General features: G+C 51.8%; 13 protein-coding genes and 1 pseudogene. 5 read left to right on the forward strand and 9 right to left on the reverse strand.

Annotated features, from left to right (window positions below):
• Nucleotides 1–83: 83 nt before the first annotated feature.
• The 3 genes and pseudogenes from HA50_RS23780 to HA50_RS23790 all read right to left on the reverse strand — a co-directional run bounded on the left by HA50_RS23780 (nucleotide 84) and on the right by HA50_RS23790 (nucleotide 3,317).
• Nucleotides 84–863: a DeoR/GlpR family DNA-binding transcription regulator gene (locus tag HA50_RS23780; RefSeq protein ID WP_084879279.1), complete on the reverse strand. Its 780-nt coding sequence runs from the start codon at nucleotides 861–863 to the stop codon at nucleotides 84–86.
• A gap of 93 nt (nucleotides 864–956) precedes the next feature.
• A pseudogene (locus tag HA50_RS23785) lies at nucleotides 957–2,308 on the reverse strand (aspartate aminotransferase family protein).
• Entirely contained in the window at nucleotides 2,301–3,317 is a 1,017-nt protein-coding gene (locus tag HA50_RS23790) for a phosphotransferase enzyme family protein (RefSeq protein WP_084879280.1), read from the reverse strand. The pseudogene HA50_RS23785 and the gene HA50_RS23790 overlap by 8 nt, the downstream one beginning before the upstream one ends.
• Nucleotides 3,318–3,763: 446 nt before the next feature.
• On the opposite strand from HA50_RS23790, the gene HA50_RS23795 reads away from it, so the two are divergent.
• Together HA50_RS23795 and HA50_RS23800 are read left to right on the forward strand one after the other, a co-directional pair.
• Nucleotides 3,764–5,218 carry an amidase gene (locus HA50_RS23795; RefSeq protein WP_084879281.1) on the forward strand — a complete coding sequence of 485 codons (1,455 nt, stop codon included), beginning with the start codon at nucleotides 3,764–3,766 and terminating at the stop codon, nucleotides 5,216–5,218.
• 39 nt (nucleotides 5,219–5,257) lie between these two features.
• Complete coding sequence (locus HA50_RS23800; protein ID WP_084879282.1) at nucleotides 5,258–6,526, forward strand: MFS transporter; 1,269 nt, start codon at nucleotides 5,258–5,260, stop codon at nucleotides 6,524–6,526.
• A 47-nt stretch (nucleotides 6,527–6,573) separates the two neighbouring features.
• Here the strand turns inward: HA50_RS23800 and HA50_RS23805 are convergent, their stop codons facing one another.
• Entirely contained in the window at nucleotides 6,574–7,323 is a 750-nt protein-coding gene (locus HA50_RS23805) for an IclR family transcriptional regulator (protein ID WP_084879283.1), read from the reverse strand.
• A gap of 116 nt (nucleotides 7,324–7,439) precedes the next feature.
• Here HA50_RS23805 and HA50_RS23810 point away from each other — a divergent pair, with 116 nt between their 5' ends.
• Entirely contained in the window at nucleotides 7,440–8,594 is a 1,155-nt protein-coding gene (locus HA50_RS23810) for an MFS transporter (RefSeq protein WP_084879284.1), read from the forward strand.
• A gap of 57 nt (nucleotides 8,595–8,651) precedes the next feature.
• Here the strand turns inward: HA50_RS23810 and HA50_RS23815 are convergent, their stop codons facing one another.
• Nucleotides 8,652–9,653, reverse strand: a complete 1,002-nt coding sequence (locus HA50_RS23815) for an LLM class flavin-dependent oxidoreductase (protein ID WP_208617338.1) — start codon at nucleotides 9,651–9,653, stop codon at nucleotides 8,652–8,654.
• A 314-nt stretch (nucleotides 9,654–9,967) separates the two neighbouring features.
• On the opposite strand from HA50_RS23815, the gene HA50_RS23820 reads away from it, so the two are divergent.
• On the forward strand, nucleotides 9,968–11,302 hold the full coding sequence (locus HA50_RS23820; protein WP_084880191.1) for a Fic family protein: 1,335 nt from the start codon (nucleotides 9,968–9,970) through the stop codon (nucleotides 11,300–11,302).
• A gap of 2 nt (nucleotides 11,303–11,304) precedes the next feature.
• Here HA50_RS23820 and HA50_RS23825 read toward each other — a convergent pair whose 3' ends face one another.
• The 3 genes from HA50_RS23825 to HA50_RS23835 all read right to left on the reverse strand — a co-directional run bounded on the left by HA50_RS23825 (nucleotide 11,305) and on the right by HA50_RS23835 (nucleotide 13,193).
• Nucleotides 11,305–11,865: a hypothetical protein gene (locus HA50_RS23825; RefSeq protein WP_139811018.1), complete on the reverse strand. Its 561-nt coding sequence runs from the start codon at nucleotides 11,863–11,865 to the stop codon at nucleotides 11,305–11,307.
• A 140-nt stretch (nucleotides 11,866–12,005) separates the two neighbouring features.
• Nucleotides 12,006–12,443 carry a 6,7-dimethyl-8-ribityllumazine synthase gene (locus HA50_RS23830; RefSeq protein WP_084879286.1) on the reverse strand — a complete coding sequence of 146 codons (438 nt, stop codon included), beginning with the start codon at nucleotides 12,441–12,443 and terminating at the stop codon, nucleotides 12,006–12,008.
• 159 nt (nucleotides 12,444–12,602) lie between these two features.
• Nucleotides 12,603–13,193: a TetR/AcrR family transcriptional regulator gene (locus tag HA50_RS23835; RefSeq protein WP_158087435.1), complete on the reverse strand. Its 591-nt coding sequence runs from the start codon at nucleotides 13,191–13,193 to the stop codon at nucleotides 12,603–12,605.
• A gap of 253 nt (nucleotides 13,194–13,446) precedes the next feature.
• Here HA50_RS23835 and HA50_RS23840 point away from each other — a divergent pair, with 253 nt between their 5' ends.
• Entirely contained in the window at nucleotides 13,447–15,837 is a 2,391-nt protein-coding gene (locus tag HA50_RS23840; protein WP_084879288.1) for a glucose/quinate/shikimate family membrane-bound PQQ-dependent dehydrogenase, read from the forward strand.
• Between the two features lie 62 nt (nucleotides 15,838–15,899).
• On the opposite strand, the gene HA50_RS23845 is transcribed toward HA50_RS23840, so the two are convergent.
• Nucleotides 15,900–17,441, reverse strand: a complete 1,542-nt coding sequence (locus HA50_RS23845) for a nucleoside hydrolase-like domain-containing protein (protein WP_084879289.1) — start codon at nucleotides 17,439–17,441, stop codon at nucleotides 15,900–15,902.
• Between the last annotated feature and the right edge of the window lie 17 nt (nucleotides 17,442–17,458).

The following is a 17,458-nucleotide window of genomic DNA, read 5'->3' on the forward strand; positions in this document are numbered from 1 at the left end:
CCTAATCCTTTCAATATATTGATGACTTTCATTTCTGATGAAACAGAGGATTGATTCACACGCATCCTGCTGAGAAATGTGTTTTAACCGTGATTTGCCGCATTGCAGATAAACACCTCCACTTTTTCCTTCGTTAAGGCATGGGAAAAGTGCTCAGGGGGTAAGGCATCGGTAAACAACGCATCGACTCGCTGCCAGGCAACGTAATTATAGGGAAATGCCAGTTCGAATTTAGAATGGTCAGCGACAACGACGGTTTTATTGGATTGCAGGATCATCGCATTGAACACCGTGCCGCAATCGATCATAGCTTCGCTCGGCCCGGCGGTGGAGAGTCCGCTGGCACCGATAATGGCGTAATCCGCAGTAAATTGACGCAGGAAAAGTAAGGTTTGTGCCCCGGTCATTGCACCTTCCGATGCCAGGTACTCCCCCGGCGCCACAATCACCCTGATGGTGGGGTTGATTGAGAGTACCGTTGCGACGCCAAATGAATGGGTGATCACCGTAATATCGTGCATTTCAGTGGCGATGCGTCGGGCGATATGGACCGTGGTCGCGCCTGAGCCGATCATCAGCAGCTTGCCATCCCGGATAAACTTCACCGTTTCCCGCGCGATATGTTCACGCTGTTCGGTAAACAGTTTATGGCGATCGGTTACCGTCGGTTCCGAATTCATGGCTCTCACCGCACCGCCATAGGTGCGATTCAGCAAACCTTTTTCCGTCAGTTCATCCAGATCGCGCCTGATAGTTTCGGTTGAAACCGCATGTGAACGCGCCATATCAGCAATGCGTAAGGTTGGCAGTGCTTCCAGTTCTTCCAGAATTTTTTGCTGACGTAACTCTTTTCTTTTCGACATAACTGGCTGATTAACCCATTTAAAAAGATGTGCTGAAATGGCCTGGCGACAGGGCAATCGAGTATATCCGATATCCTGTGACCAGGCACAACATCAGGCGTTGCCCAATCGGCACAAAACCTTCATCAGTTTGTCTAAGAAAAAGTCGGCATCATTGGCACCGAAGCATAACGGTGAACGAATTTTCAGGCTGTTGCCATAGGCTCCCGCTGCCCCAATCAGCACCCCTTCATACCTGAGCGCGTTAATCACACTGCGGGTCAGTTGGGTGTCGGGTTGTCCGTTTTGCGGATGGGTGAATTCAACGGCATTAAATAAACCGGCACCGCGAATGTGTGACACCGTCGCAAACTCTGCCGCAATGGCACGCAGTCCCTGACGCAGATAATCACCATTGACCCTGGCGTTATTCAGCAACGATTCTTCTTCAATGACCTGCAGGACACTCAGGCCTACCGCCGCCGCAACCGGATTGCCACCGAAGGTGTTGAAGTACTCGGTTTGCTGGCTAAACCTTGCCAGGATTTCCGGACGAGTGATGACCGCTGACATGGGATAGCCGTTCCCCATCGGTTTACCGAGGGTAACGATATCAGGCTGAATACCATGCCGCTGGAAACACCAGTAATGAGAACCGGTACGGCCGAATCCGGGCTGGACTTCATCAGCGATAAACAGTCCACCCTGCTGTTGAATAACGTTGACCGCACCAGCCAGAAAGCCGGTGTTATCGGCAAACACACCATCGCTGGAAAAAATGGTATCCACCAGCAGAGCGGCGCAGCCAAAACCGGCCTCATCGAGCGATGCCGCCGCCAGGCGCACGTCAGCAGCAAATTTATCCGCGAGCGTCTGGCCCGGCAACAGGGTGCGGGCGTCAGGTGCCGGGACCGTCCGCACATAAGCAGGCAGCTGCTGGGAGTGATGCCCGGATGGTGAGACCTCCATCACCGCCGAGGTGTTTCCGTGATAGGCATTCTCAGTGACGATAATCCCTTGTTTGCCACTCACCATGCGTGCCATGCGCAGGGCGATGTCATTGCTTTCGCTCCCGGTGCAGGTAAAACAATATTGGAGAGATGAGAGGGGAATGTCGCCAGCAGCGCTTCTGAATAATTCTCCAGTACCGAAAACAGGTAACGTGTATTGGTATTCAACGCACCGGCCTGTTTTGCCATCGCTGCAACTACCCTCGGATGGCAGTGGCCGACACTGGGCACATTGTTGTACATATCGAGATAACGGTTGCCTTGCGCATCGGTCATCCAGGTTCCCTGCGCGCTCACCATCTCAATCGGTTGCTGATAAAACAGCACTGAGCTGGCCCCCTGTGTATTCTGCCGTCTGGCGATTTGGGTCAGCAGTTGTTCATCAATCTGCTCACTGCCATCCAGCTCGAAACGGTTGAGACCCAGAATGGGTTTTTTAATGGTCACATCAGACATCCTGCAAGGTCTCCCGGTTAATCAGCTGGTTAGCCAGATATTTTTTCCCCAGCGCGAGCGTATTCTCCACCCAGCCCGGTCTCAGTTGTTGCGCTGTCGGGGTTTCCGCATGGCTGCTCATCCACGCTGTCAGCTGCAGACGGCGCAGCATCACCAGAACCGGCAGTATCTCCTCGTCACAGGATGAGAATTGGCGCACCGTTCGATAGCCTGACACCCAGGCCTGGCAATATTCGCTCAGACGAACGTCGTCTTCGATAAAACTTACCGCCGTGGCGAAATCCCAGCCGTACCAGCAGATGCCACAATCATCAAAATCGATAACGGTCAGCTTGTCTCCGGCAACCAGCAGGTTTGCCAGCCGCATATCACAGTGAACCAGCCCGAAACGGTCAGGCGCGTGGCCATAATTCCCGAGCTTGTGTTTTATGTCGTCTTCAACCTGCGTCAGCAAAGCCCGTTCACCGGGCGTAAACGGATGCAGTGCACGCCAGTCGCCCCAGAATCCCTGCTCTCCGATGATGGTTTCCAGGCGCCAGGTTCTGCGCGTAAAACTCTCCGGTCGTTGCCATTGCTGGCTATGCTGGTGCAGATGGCCTGCTGTCTGGCCCAGACGCCGATACCAGTGATGTAAATTCACCTCGCTGTTCGGTTCACTGCCAGGGATAAACTCAAAAGCGACTACCCAGGTTGAAGTGTCTCCCTCTTTCAATTCGGCAATGTGTTCACCGTTGAGCATGGCGATGGAGGCTGCAACGTTGATATCGCCTTGTGCTTTCACGGCATGGAGCCAGGCCAGTTCGGAGTTGATCTCCTGCGGTGTACTGCAGCCGGGGCGATGCACGCGCAGGATCAGGCGCTGTGCGGTGGCCGTATCTTTCACCAGAAATGTGGCGTTTTCAGAGAACGTCAACAGCGCCAATTCTGCTGCCTTATCTATCCCCCACTGCGGGAGCAACGGCCTGAGACCCGCCTCCAGGCGTTCAAGATATGCGTTGTTATAAACCATCTCACTTTCCTTTTTGATGCAAGTGCAACATTTTTATGTTGGATTTATTTTTTTATCAAGTTCTGTTTGATGTCGGCTGCGTTTTTCTCAAACAACGAATCTCTGACGAGTGATGAGGTATTGATATTCAGGGGTTATTCTTGAATAAGATGTTGTTTTGTAATGTTTTATTGTGTTGTCGCGTCTCATCGTCATTGCAGCGCACTTAAAGGGAGCATCATTAAAGGCCTTAACCACTTATCGCAGAAAAGACAGAAAGTGATTTCGATTTAATGTGATGAATCTATTGATAAAAATTTAAGATATTTCGCACCTGATTGGTGCCCCATTCGTGGGCATTGATAAAGCCGAAAAATCCACACAGTTAAATGTTGAAAGTGCAACATTATTGTGATTATTCTCTGTTAACGAACTGGCAATTCACGTTAATAAAGACAGGGGATACGATGCGCGATGAAGTGAATATTTTGTTGCTCAATGCCTTTGAGCTTTCGGCAATGATTAAAAACAAGGCGATCACCTGCCGCAGGGTGATGGAAATTTATCTCGACCATATCGACAGGACCAATCCCCTCGTCAATGCCATTATCAGCCTGCGCAGCAGAGAAGCACTTTTAGCCGAAGCGGATGAAAAGGATCTGGCATTGCAGCGCGGTGATTATCAGGGCTGGCTGCATGGTTTCCCCTTTGCGGTTAAAGATCTCGCGTTCACCAAAGGGGTCACGACTACTCTGGGGTGTGCCGCCTTTGCCGATAACATCCCGTCAAAAGACTCGCTGATTGTTGAACGCATTAAATCTCAGGGGGCGATTGTGATTGGCAAAACCAACACGCCTGAATTCGGACTGGGATCGCAGACTTACAACAGCGTATTTGGTGCGACGGCGAATGCCTGGAACCACCAACTGACGGCGGGAGGGAGTAGTGGCGGAACCGCCTCTGCGCTCGCCATGTATATGCTACCCGTTGCCGATGGCAGCGATATGATGGGATCGTTACGTAATCCGGCTGCATTCAATAATATCTATGGCTTTCGCCCCTCCCAGGGACGTGTGCCACTCAGCGAAACCAGCGAACTTTATTTCAACCAAATGGCGACGGAAGGGCCGATGGGGCGCTGCGTGCAGGATGTTGCTCTGCTGCTGGCCACGCTGGCGGGGCGGGACGACCGCGCACCGCTTTCCCTGGAGGGTGATGGTGCCGAATTCACCGCCACGCTGGAATCAGATTGTCATGGGTTGAAGGTCGGCTGGCTGGGTGACCTGGATGGCCATTTGTCGATTGAAGAGGGGGTCTTGCCATTGTGTGGCAATGCGCTCAGCACGCTGTCGGCCATCGGTTGCCATGTTACCAATGCCTCGCTGGATAGTGATTTAACGCAAGTCTGGCAGGCCTGGTGTCAGTTAAGACAGGCATCGGTTGCGCATGCTTTATTGCCCCTCTATTCCGACAGTGAAAAGAGGAAATTACTGAAACCGGAAGCCATCTGGGAAATTGAAAACGGTCTGTCACTGAGTGCCGGGCAATTAATGCAAGCGGCCTCGGTGCGAACGGACTTTTATCGCGCCATGCTGTCGCTTTTTGCCGAGTTTGATTATCTCGTGTTACCGGCAGCCCAGGTATTCCCGTTCGATAAAACCATCCACTGGCCGACGCAGATCGCCGGAAAAACGATGGATACTTACCACCGCTGGATGGAAGTCACGATCTACGGCAGTTTATCCGGCTGTCCGGTTGCCAGCGTCCCTGCCGGATTTAATGAAGCAGGATTGCCCACAGGCATACAAATTATTGGAAAACCTCAGTGCGATATGGATGTTCTCCGCCTTGCTTACGCGTATGAGCGCGCATGGCAGGGAAAATCAAGCACATTGCCGCCCACCATTCAGTTTGTCGCGTGAGTGGGATCATTCATTCATATTATTAAGCAGGGGATTAACATGGCTAATCGTAAAAAGATTATCGCCGGGACGATTGGTAACGTTCTGGAATGGTATGACTTTCTTATTTATGGTTTCTTTTCCGCCGTCATTGCACGCGAGTTTTTTCCATTAGAAAATGAATACAGCTCATTGATGATCTCTCTTGCTACCTTTGGTGTGGGTTTCTTTACCCGGCCGATTGGTGGAATAGTCATTGGTATGTTTGCCGATAAATACGGCCGTAAGCAGGCATTACAGTTAATTATCTGGATTATGTTTGCCGCCGTGTTTATTTTCGTCGTTACGCCTTCATATCATCAAATCGGTATCGCCGCGCCTGTTCTGTTGATCATTGCGCGCCTGCTGCAGGGCTTTGCGACCGGGGGTGAATACGCCAGCTCCACCTCCTATCTGGTAGAAGGGTCGGACGAAAGTAAAAGAACCTATTATGGCTCGTGGCAGCTCTTCGGGCAGTGTTTTGCTGTTATCCTCGCCTCGCTGATCTCAGGTTTTATCTTCAAACTCCCGGAAGGTAGCGTCGATAGCTGGGGCTGGCGCGTTGCATTTGCCGTCGGGCTGATTATCTGTCCGGTGGGTATCTGGATCCGCAACAACCTGGCGGAATCGGAAGAGTTTGCCACCGTTAAAAAAGCAGAAGCAAAACAGCCTGCTTCCCGTACCTATGATGTGAAGAATATTGTGAAAGGATTCGGGCTGGTGGTCAGTGGCACGGTCAGTTTTTACGTGTTGCTGATCAACATGCCTGCCTTTGCCAGCAAGCAACTCGGAATGTCTATCGGCACGGTGCTGAATATCCAGATTGCCGTGGTGGTGATGATGGCCATCCTGATTCCGTTGCTTGGCATGCTGGGAGATAAGATTGGCCGCAAACGCCTGTTTATTGCCGCGACTGTCGCTTATTTTGTGATGGTGATGCCGCTGTTCAAATGGCTGGTCGCCAGTCCGGATGCGGGTAATTTGTTTGTCATGCAATTGATTCTGGGGGTGTGTCTGGCGGGGCAGTTTGCCACCATGCCCACCATGTTGACACTGCTGTTCCCGGTAGAAAGCCGCGTGACCTCGCTTTCGATCAGCTACAACCTCGCGACCATGACCTTTGGCGGATTCTCGCCGTTTATTGTGACCTGGCTTTCTCACTCATGGGGCGTTATTGCGCCAGGATATTATATGTTTGCGGTTTCGGCCATCAGCCTGATTGCCGCGGTATTTTTCCCCAAAGACCAGAAAAGCGTGAAAATGTCAGTCGCAAGCCAGCTGGCTGAATAATGCGAGGTTGAGTGATGGCGCAGTTTCCAGCGTCCATCACTCAGATTTCAGCTCATCAATAACTCTTCGATTTCCGCTTTGCATTGTCTGAGTGAGGCCAGCAGTGTATCGACACTGGCTTCGAATCGCAGAGCGGGAACCGCGACGGACACGGCATAGCGTTCATTCAAAGCAGAGTGGATTGCCACGCTGACGGCGCAAACTCCCATAGCATGTTCTTCAAGATCAATGGCAAATCCCTGACGCCGGATTTTCTCCATCTCCTGCAAAATGGCCGCTCTGGAACTGAGTGAGTTTGCGGTTCTGACTTCAGGTTTTGCTGAGTACATCAGTTCAAGCTGTTCATCCGGCAGAGCCGCCAGCAACGCTTTACCTGGCGCGGTGCAGTGGCAGGGGAACGCCGTGCCAACTGAGGAAACCACGCGTAATTCCTGGTCTGAAGCAAATTGGCTGACAAGCAGGGCGTAAGATCCTCTGAAGACGCTCAGGTCGATTGTTTCCCGTGTGCGTCTGCCAAGCGTCTCAATCGCCGGACGTGATAACGACACAACATCGATGTGGGCAGACGCAGCCATACGCGCCAGCGCGGGTCCCACCCGCACCTTTCCCGCCCCGTTCATCAGCAACTGTTCTGCTTCCAGCGCGCTGACCAGACGGTGCACCGTACTGCGAGGCATACCCGTTCGGCGCGCTAACGCGGTAATGGTGACGCCATCAGGATCATCCTCAATGGCTCTGAGCAGCTGTGCCGCCCGCGCGATAACCTTGGATCCTGCATTATCAGAATCACTGTCCATCGGTTGCTCCCCAGCTTCAGTTTACATTCTGCACATTGACATCCTCTGACTATAACACGAATACTATCCACAATGTGGATTGATTATCCGAATAATGGACATCTGGAGAGTGTTACATGCAACAGATTAACCGTGTTGGCGGCTTTGTTCTGCTGGCCGTCGCTTGTCTGACCATCATGGTGGGATGCGTCATTGTTCCCGGCCTGACGGGGATCTCGGACGCTTTGGGCGTTAAAGGTGCTGAAAGCTGGCTGGTCACACTTCCTTCGCTGGGCGTTGTGGTATTTGGCCCACTGGCGGGGCGTTTTATTGAAAAAGCAGGGTTGTTTATGGCCCTTTGTCTCGGGTTGTTTCTCTATGGATTGCTGGGGGGAGCCGGGGCTTTTCTGTCGGGATATGGACTGGTTTTTGCTGATCGCTTTTTACTGGGTGGTGCGACAGCTCTGGTCATGTCTGCGGGTACCGGTCTGATATCGGTGTTTTATAACGGCACGGCGCGTATGCAAATGATCGCCCGTCAGGGGATGTCGATTGAGCTGGGTGGGGTGATTTTCCTGTTCATCGGCGGCTTACTGGCAGCCGTGGGCTGGCGCTGGCCTTTCAGCCTGTATCTGTTTGCGTGGCTGATGCTGGCGATGGTGCTGGTTTTTGTGCCGCGTCCGGGCAGGGCGGTGGTGGCTAAAGTGCCAGAGAGAAACAACGATGCAGGTCCATCGGCAGCCATGGTGCTGACGTGGATCGCCGCGCTCTTCTCCATGATTGTTTTCTTTACCGCCATCGTTCTGCTACCGCTGCATTTGCACGGCATGGGCGTCACTGAATCCCAGACGGGATATTTTCTGTCTTTTGTCTCGCTGGTTGCCGTCGCCGGTGCCTGGCTGATGCCAAAACTTGTCAGCCGTCTGGGGGATTTCACTACCTTGTCGGCTGCATTTGGTTTTTACACGCTGGCGCATCTGACCTTCGCACTGGCAGCTTCGATGCCGGTTTTTGTCCTCGGTGGTATTGCGCTGGGGCTGGGTTTTGGTTTTTCGGTGCCGCTGGTCAATCACCTGATTGTTGAGCTAAGTAGCCCAGACCAGCGGGGAAGAAATCTGGCCCGCCTCTCGATGGCGATTTTTCTCGGGCAGTTTCTGTCAGCTTTTATGGGTTACTTCCCCGGTACTTTGTCTGCGGTATTCAGCTTTGCGGCGCTGGTGGCCCTGGTCTCTGGCCTGTATATCCGGTTCCGCAGCCGCGCCAGGCCTGCTTTCCGTTCCGAACAGCGATAAGGTTCAGCGTTTTTTTGATTCTGGTTATCCAGGTCACCACGACGTGGCTGGCGAAGGTCAATGGGTCAGCCAGCTTTCAGCAATCAGCTGGTGGGAGCGAATGCGCGCGTCTGCATCATGGATCCAGGAGTTAACCATGATTTCATCTGCGCCTGTGCGTCGGACCAGATCCTGCAGCCCTTTGCGCACCATATCTGGCGATCCCCACACCGACTCGCGCAGCTGGCTCAGTACGCGCTGAGATTCCATGGGATGCCACAGGGCATTCATGTCATCAACGGGTTTGGGAAGTCTGACTTCCACACCGCGCCCAAGGTTAAGGAACTTCTGCAACTCGGTGGTGGCGAGATAATCCGCTTCCTGCTGTGTTTCAGCGGCCACCACGTTGACACACACCATGACATAGGGAGCAGTCAGCGCTTCTGATGGCTGGAAGTTTTTACGGTAAGTGTCGATAGCCGACAGCATGGCATCGGGGGCAAAGTGTGAAGCAAACACCAGTGGCAACCCTTTTAATGCCGCCAGTTGCGCGCTGAAGGTGCTGGAGCCGAGCAACCACAACGGAATAGCCAGGCCTGCTCCCGGCACCGCAGTGATGCGCTGTCCGGCGCGGGCAGGGGAGAGATAGTATTCAAGCTCTTCGAGCATATCCGGGAAATCCAGCCCAAGCGCACGTGTTTCGCGGCGCAACGCCTGAAGGGTTTGCTGGTCAGTACCCGGCGCACGGCCTAAGCCAAGATCCACACGTCCCGGATATAGGGTCTCCAGCGTGCCAAACTGTTCTGCTATCACCAGCGGGGCATGGTTCGGCAGCATAATTCCGCCAGAACCGATGCGGATACTCTGCGTCTTAGCCCCAATGTGGCTAAGAATGACTGACGTGGCGGCACTGGCGATATCAACCATATTGTGGTGCTCAGCCATCCAGAAGCGCTTGAAACCGGCTTTCTCCGCTGCCTGAGCCAGACGCACGCTGTTGGTTATTGCCTCGGAAAGTGTATTTCCTTCGGTAATCGGTGCCAGGTCGAGTAAAGAAAGTGGAATATGTTTATGGTTCATAGTTTTTTCCTCAGCCTCCGTGAGAGAGGGGGCCAGATTGTTAACACGGAAACTACTATGATTGTTTTTTATTCGGTGATAAATCAGGCTTAGGTCGCATCTATGTAGACATTTATTCCACAATTGATTGTTTTGAATCCGATCGGCTGGCGTCCATTTTCACAGGCTTTTTATTGATGTTCGGGCCGTAAAGTCCGTTATGGGCCGTAAAAAGCCTGCCTGGGCCGTAAATATCATGTAATATGGGCCGTAAATAGCGTTGCCGTGGGCCGTAAATTTTCCTGGTCAGGAAAACGACGTCAATGGAGGATTTCATGGATTTGAAAGATGAGATTGTGGCAATTGTCGCCAGCAGTAACATCCCACTCAGTTCAGGTGAACTCGCGCAGTCACTTCAAATTGGCAAATCAACGGTGAAGCGCCACCTCGAATCATTGCTGAGTGAAGGTGTTTTATTAAGGGTGGGTAATGGCAGGGGAACCCGCTACACCACAGGTATGAGTACCGTGGCAGTGAGCCTGCAAGAGAAAGAGGCAACATACCCGAATACCCCGTTAGACGCACATGCATTACTTAATTACCTTCAGACATCTGTGGCAGCGAGGGACATTACTGGTTACCAGAGATCATTTGTTGATGATTATATTCCCAATCAAACTTCTTTGCTTCCGGCTGCTCTGGCGGAAACCCTGAGACAGGAAGGGCAGATGGCAGGGCAGCATCCTTCCGGTACCTATGCCCGAAAAGTCCTTGAGCAATTACTGATCGATTTATCATGGTCCTCATCAAAACTGGAAGGAAATACATATTCATTACTGGCGACAGAAGAATTTTTCAGGAATGGGACTGAAGCCCGTGATTTTGATGCAGTGATGCTACTTAACCATAAGCAAGCCATTGAGTTTCTTGTGGACGCTGTTCCTGAATATGGGCTCACTGTACCGGTCATCGGTAATTTACATTCGATGCTGATGCAGGACCTTCTGCCAGACACCGAAGCATTGGGTACGATAAGAAGCAAAATCGTTAATATTAGTGGCTCAACTTACATTCCCCTGCAAGCACCCGTTTTGCTTCAGGAGATGCTGGAAAAAATTATTATTAAGGCCAGTCAGGTTAAAAGCCCGGTGGAGTCGGCTTTTTTTCTTTGGGTGAATCTGGCTTATCTGCAACCGTTTGAAGACGGAAATAAAAGAACAAGCCGACTGGCAGCGAATATTCCTTTGATGATGTATAACAGTGCGCCTTTGTCTTTTCTTGATGCTGATGCGGCGGATTACGCTTTCGCTATGATGGGTATTTATGAGAAATGTAATGTCGCTCTGGCTGTTGACTTGTTTGAGCATTTATACCGCCGCTCAATTAATCGATATAAAACCACGTTAGACGCACTGGGTGTGCCGGATCCGTTCAGATTGCTGCACCGGGAAGATTTAAATAGCGCCATTCGCGATATCGTTGTTGAAAGACAAAACATTGAAGAGGTTATTACATCTGCTGGAATTGAGCCTGCTGATAAAGCGCAGTTCAGAACGCTGTTGCTTAATGAACTGCGCGTGCTGCAGGTACACAATTGCGCACGTTATCGCCTGACTTTGCGGCAGGTTGATAACTGGATTAAAGCTGGTCGCCCCCTTGCCGGGCCTTGATTTTATTCATCGCCAGATTTGCCGATGTTGGCATGCGTCACTGTGTAAGCAATCGATATTAATCTGATAACCTGTTCAGTGTTGTAATAGTTCACGATATTATCGAACAGCGCTTTTTCATAAGCCATTTGCCCATCGTTAGTATCAACAAACGCGGGAGCACCATCGGGGAAGTAGCGAAACTCAATATGCCGTTTCTTCATTTCCGGCATCTGGTTATAAACTGTTCTTTGTTCATTTCTCTCAGCACCCTTCAATTGAGACCACTTCAGAAAGTCGAAGAACGGTTTTAATCTTTCATGTACGTTGTCTTTAGTGAAATGGCTTGTGCCAGCAACCAAAAGATAAACGCCTACACCATTAGTAATGAAATTAAAGCTGCCATCGATGTTCTCTGAAAGAATAACTTTGTTCGTATAAGGGGTAAATTTTTCCCGGGTATCGTTATAACGCTCAGGGTGAACCTCAGCATCATAAAACTTGCTGCCTAATAGCGTGCCGCATCCTGAAAGCAGGAATATCATCATTGCCAGCAGAGGGATTTTTAATGCAAAGCCTTTCATTGCCATTCTCTTTCTTTAAAGGAAATATTATCGGCATGAAGAGTGAAAACTTGAATGGCCTGATTTTAAAGGGATATGGACGGTAGTGGCGCGATTTGTCGCGCCACTATGAAGGAATACAGGAACGCAAAGAATCCGTTTTATTCAATAGACAAATTAGCAATCGCCAGCACCGCGCGGGCAGCTTCTGCGCCTTTTTTAACGAAGTGCTTTTCATAAAACTGAATAAACTCTTCCGCAGGCTGGAAATTATGCGGCGTCAGTGAGACGGAAAATACCGGGACATCGGTGCTTAACTGCACATTCATCAGTCCATCGACCACGGCCTGCGCCACAAAATCATGACGATAAATGCCGCCATCCACCACCAGCGCGGCGCAGACGATGGCGTCATATTTGCCCGTCACCGCCAGTCGTTTCGCGAGTAATGGCATCTCAAAAGCACCGGGTACATCCAGCACTTTGATCTCAGCATCGATATTCTGCTGGGTTAACTCCTGACGGAAGCCTTCTAATGCCTGGCCGACAATCTCTTTGTGCCAGCTGGCTTTGATAAAGGCGATGTTCAATTTTTTCATTATCTCTCCAGAGCTCCACAACAAGCCCATCAATTATTTATTACTGACGGATAACCTGTGTGGCGGGTACGTTGGTTTTTGCTCTGTATAACATGCAGAAATAGCAAAATCCAGCTGGAGGCTGGCGGCCTTACCTGAATCCTTCAGGTGAGGAGATGGCTACTTTGCGGTTTTATACGTCAGGCCACCATAGAGAAACTTGCCGCGCTCGTGGCTGATAGCTTCAAGTTCGCTGACGTCCGGCTCTTCCAGCAGGGTCTGGATCAGGATGCCGAGGTAGCAGCCGGCCAGCACATCCACCGAGATTTCCTGGCTGAAAAACCCACGCTGTTGTTCCAGCTGCATGTTGCGCACAATCCATTTGTGCAGCTTGTTGCGGGTCGCATCACTTTGCGGCGGTTGAAACATACTGATTTTTGTCAGGTGATGGTGATGGGTGAAGAAGTCGAGATATTTCCTGAAGCTGGCAGTGATGTTCTTCTGCACGTCCTCCTTAGGCAGGGAGGCATCAATCAGCATTGAAACGACCAGTTCCTCAAGTTCCTCATCAAATTTGTCCAGCAGCAGCTGATAGATCTCATCTTTCGTCTTGAAATAACTATAAAAACTGGGCTGTGTGACACCCGCAGCACTGACGATGTCACTCACACGGGTGCCGTGATAACTGTGCTCAGCAAAAAGCGCAGCTGAAACCTCCAGCAGTCGTTGGCGTGTTTTCTCACCTTTCGTGACATTACGTACTTTCTTCATTTTCATACATATCAGAGAGTTACTTGTTTTCAGAATATCACTGGCACCCCCTGCAAACAAAGTTGTTATTTCCAGATTGCGGGGTTGATCAGATAACCGCAGGGACGAAATGTGCTAACAAAAGGTACTTATTAGTAAGTTTTTATGGAATTCACGATTACTGCCGTGTAAAGATAAATAGGGTTTTGTAAACAAAAACCCTAAAAATTGAATACTTTGTTGATTGATTTTTCTTTTCAATGGGATATTTATCGTGGTCGAAGACAGACATGCACTTAAAGATAAGCCCGGCGGGCTTATCCGTGCCTCGGCAATCTTTGCCGGGATTGCTGGCCTGGCGCTGGCAGTGGGGGGAGGCTGGCTGGGGGTTCTGGGCGGTTCCTGGTATTATTTAGTCACAGGGTTATTGTTGCTGGTTACCGCACGCCAGTTGTGGCGGGGTAAGAGTTCATCATTTGTTGTCTATGGCTTTATCGTTCTGATGACAACCGTCTGGGCGATATGGGAAGTGGGGTTCGATTTTTTCCTACTCGCGCCTCGGTTTGACATTATCGTACTGTTTGCCCTTTGGTTATTGCTGCCGTTTACGCTGAAGTCTTTTCCGTATTCTGACAGGCCAGGCAGAGGCCTGCTCGGGGCAGCGGTTGCGCTGCCAATTCTGAGCCTGGTGATATCACTTTTCTTCAATCATCATGATATTGAAGGAAAATTGCCGGATACCGTTGAGGCGGATACCCCGCAATGGGATAGCCAGCAACTTCCTGACTCAGAATGGCATGCCTATGGTCGTACTTCATATGGCGATCACTCTTCGCCGCTGAAACAAATCAATACGAAGAACGTCAATCAGCTGAAGGTTGCCTGGACGTTCCGCACCAATGACATCATCGGTAAAAACGATCCGCTGGAGTCCACTTTTGAAGTGACGCCACTCAAGGTGGGGCACATGGTTTACCTGTGCAGCCCGCATCAGTGGGTATTTGCGCTGGATGCGACCACAGGGAAACAGATCTGGAAATTCGACCCTAAGGTGAAAGATGACCCGACCTGGCAGCATCTGACCTGTCGTGGCGTGTCTTATCATGAGACGCCGGTGGATGCGAAGACTTCCGATGGGGCGGTGCCACCAGCGGAGTGTAAGCAGCGTATTATCCTGCCGACCAACGATGGCCGTATGTTTGCCCTTGATGCGCAGACCGGTGAAGTCTGCCATGCCTTCGGTCAGGATGGTCAGATTGACCTGAAAGACGGTATGACGGTGAAAACCAAAGGTTTCTACCAGGGGACATCACCACCGGTTGTGACCCGTCAGATGATCATCATGGCCGGAGCAGTCACGGACAACTATTCCACCAGTGAACCTTCGGGTGTGGTGCGTGGTTTTGATGTCTACACCGGCAAACTGGTATGGGCATGGGATCCGGGCGCGGCTGATGAAAACGCACTGCCTTCCGCGACGCATCAGTACACACCCAACTCGCCCAACTCCTGGACGCTGCTGTCCGCAGATGAAAAGCTGGGCATGGTTTATGTGCCGGTCGGGATGTCAACGCCGGATATCTGGGGTGGTAATCGTACTCCGCTGGGTGAACGTTACACCAGCTCGCTGGTGGCGCTGGATATCAATACTGGCAAACGCATCTGGTCCTATCAGACAGTACATCATGACCTGTGGGATATGGATTTGCCGTCGCAGCCGAGTCTGGTCGATCTGAAAACCCCGGAGGGGATTGTCCCGGCGGTGTATGCTCCGGCGAAAACCGGCAACATTTTTGTGCTGGACCGTCGTACCGGAAAACTGATTGTTCCGGCACCGGAAACCCCGGTACCGCAGGGCGCGGCACGGGGTGATCGTACCTCGCCAACGCAGCCCTATTCAGAGCTGACGTTCCAGCCAAAGCAGAAGCTGACCGACAAGGATATGTGGGGCGCGACCATGTTTGATCAGATGGTGTGTCGCATCATGTTCAAAAAAATGCGCTACGACGGCCCGTTCACACCGCCGAATACCCAGGGAACGCTGGTATTCCCGGGTGACGTGGGCATGTTCGAGTGGGGTGGTATCGCGGTTGATCCACAACGTCAGATCGCGATTGCTAACCCGATGGCATTCCCGTTTGTCTCCAAACTTATCGAACGCGGTCCGGATAACCCGGCTGCGCCGAATGCCGCTCATCCACCAGGCAGCGAGATCGGTGTTCAGCCGATGTACGGTACGCCGTATGGTGTGGACCTGCATCCGTTCCTGTCTCCGGTTGGTTTGCCGTGCCCGGCGCCACCGTGGGGTTACATTGCCGGTATCGATCTGCGTACCCACAAAATCATGTGGCAACACAAGGTGGGCACCACGCGTGACGCCACACCGTTACCGCTGCCATTTAAAGTGGGGATGCCGATGCTGGGCGGTTCTATGGTCACTTCTGGCGGGGTCGCTTTCCTGACGGCAACCATGGACGACTACATTCGCGCCTTCGATGTGACGACCGGTAAAGAGCTGTGGAGTGACAGATTGCCTGCGGGTGGTCAGTCAACGCCGATGACTTACTCTGAAGGTGGGAAACAATATATTGTGACTGCCGTAGGGGGGCATGGCAGCTTCGGTACTAAACAGGGCGATTATGTGGTGGCGTACGCGCTGCCCTGATACCTGAGTAGAAAAATAAAAGGCCATGAAAATGGCCTTTTTTATTGCCTGAAATCAGAGGATTAATTAACCGTCACGATAATACGACGATAGGACACCAGCGACGGCGAACCATTATCTTTCACGGTCAGAATGATATGCTCCGTTCCCGGATGATTGGCTTTCACTGCCACCTTGCTGCCCTCGCTTTGCAGCAGCGTAACGGCTTCAGGCGTTGATAACATCTCTTCCCCGCGCACACCTTTGACCTCAGTCACCGGCACCTGGCTGGAAATGGCGGAAGTGGCTTCAGGGTAGGTCTGCCAGTGCCAGCTGATGCGATTTTTATCCGGGTCACTGCTTTGTGAGGCATCCAGTTCTGTCTGCTCTCCCGCTTTCAGGGTGATGGCAATATTATCGAAGCCGGTTTTGCCATTGACCACCGCAATCGGTGCGTGGTTGGCATGGGCATAATCCCGGATTGTCCAGTCCATGCGCGCGGCAAAATCATGCTGGAAGTCTTCACGCCAGCGCCAGATGGTGGCCTGATTGGAGGTGTACAGTTTGCCATCGGTGCCCTTCACGGTATCAGCCCCATTGGGATTGCCCGGGAAAAAGTCACCCCCGCTGGTCCAGATCGGGCGTGTCTCGCCGTGTGGCTGGCGCATAATATAGCGACCACCCCAGCCACCCCAGCCCGGATTCATGTCGCTGTTCAGGCCATTTCTGATCAATCCGAGGAAGGCTGGCGTGTCACCTTCCATGATAAAGGCATATTGCAGGTAGCCTTTACCCATCGGTCCCTTGCCCCGGATGTGCTTATCCAGCCACGACTGAGAAACCGTGGTGAAATCCGCCCCTGGGGCGTTGCGGTAATAACGGTCACCGCTGATGCCGGTCCAGGTGGCGCGGGCATAATCTTCGCCGTTTTCGGTCGAGGGATCGACAATGTAGGTGATCTGCGGGAACTGCGAACGGATCCAGTAACCGGCGTCATCCTGATCGGAAATGGAGTAGACAATCAGGTTGCGCGTGAGTGAGTCGATGGTATCGGGAGTGGCGTTTTTCTTCAGGTCGATCAACGCCTGGGCCAGCGTATTGGCGCCGCCCCACAGTGAGATATAGAGTGGTTTGGCCGGGTTGGTGCTGTTCTGAATGGCCTTTAATAACAGGTTCGAACCCGCAGTGGCTTTGCCATCGCCGGTGGCGGCCATGCCGTATGCGGCCTGGCCTGAAGCAACACGCTGGGAAAGGGTGGCAAAATCAGGGTAATTTTTATCGTGTTTCAGCAGGTTTGGCTGTACTTGCTGGTAATGGCCTAACACCAGCTTAATCATATCCGGATGGACGACGTTTCTTTGCCAGGTTGAGGTGGTTGCCACAATGCCTTCGATATTGAGTTCATTGGCATACAACAGGAAGCGGGTGAGTGACATCTGGTCATCAGGTTCGTTGCCAATATCGGTCAGCACGAACACGCGGGGTTTGTCCTGCAACGGGATGACTTTTCCGGCCTGCGCGGCATAGCTATTTTCTGCGGCCAGCGCCGGTGTTAATGATGCAGAAGACAACAAAGCGACGACAGCCAGACAGCCAGCGCCTGATTTCAATGCGAATTTTTTCATCAGGATGCCTCCTGGAG

The sequence above is a fragment of the Pantoea cypripedii genome (assembly GCF_002095535.1).
Taxonomy (GTDB): domain Bacteria; phylum Pseudomonadota; class Gammaproteobacteria; order Enterobacterales; family Enterobacteriaceae; genus Pantoea; species Pantoea cypripedii.

What these genes read in the sequence shown, in the direction of transcription:
- HA50_RS23780 (WP_084879279.1), bottom strand. Translation starts at nt 863, where the DNA reads ATGTCGAAAAGAAAAGAGTTACGTCAGCAAAAAATTCTGGAAGAACTG.
- HA50_RS23815 (WP_208617338.1), bottom strand. Translation starts at nt 9,653, where the DNA reads ATGAACCATAAACATATTCCACTTTCTTTACTCGACCTGGCACCGATT.
- HA50_RS23825 (WP_139811018.1), bottom strand. Translation starts at nt 11,865, where the DNA reads ATGAAAGGCTTTGCATTAAAAATCCCTCTGCTGGCAATGATGATATTC.
- HA50_RS23790 (WP_084879280.1), bottom strand. Translation starts at nt 3,317, where the DNA reads ATGGTTTATAACAACGCATATCTTGAACGCCTGGAGGCGGGTCTCAGG.
- HA50_RS23805 (WP_084879283.1), bottom strand. Translation starts at nt 7,323, where the DNA reads ATGGACAGTGATTCTGATAATGCAGGATCCAAGGTTATCGCGCGGGCG.
- HA50_RS23810 (WP_084879284.1), top strand. Translation starts at nt 7,440, where the DNA reads ATGCAACAGATTAACCGTGTTGGCGGCTTTGTTCTGCTGGCCGTCGCT.
- HA50_RS23820 (WP_084880191.1), top strand. Translation starts at nt 9,968, where the DNA reads ATGGATTTGAAAGATGAGATTGTGGCAATTGTCGCCAGCAGTAACATC.
- HA50_RS23800 (WP_084879282.1), top strand. Translation starts at nt 5,258, where the DNA reads ATGGCTAATCGTAAAAAGATTATCGCCGGGACGATTGGTAACGTTCTG.
- HA50_RS23830 (WP_084879286.1), bottom strand. Translation starts at nt 12,443, where the DNA reads ATGAAAAAATTGAACATCGCCTTTATCAAAGCCAGCTGGCACAAAGAG.
- HA50_RS23795 (WP_084879281.1), top strand. Translation starts at nt 3,764, where the DNA reads ATGCGCGATGAAGTGAATATTTTGTTGCTCAATGCCTTTGAGCTTTCG.
- HA50_RS23835 (WP_158087435.1), bottom strand. Translation starts at nt 13,193, where the DNA reads ATGAAGAAAGTACGTAATGTCACGAAAGGTGAGAAAACACGCCAACGA.
- HA50_RS23845 (WP_084879289.1), bottom strand. Translation starts at nt 17,441, where the DNA reads ATGAAAAAATTCGCATTGAAATCAGGCGCTGGCTGTCTGGCTGTCGTC.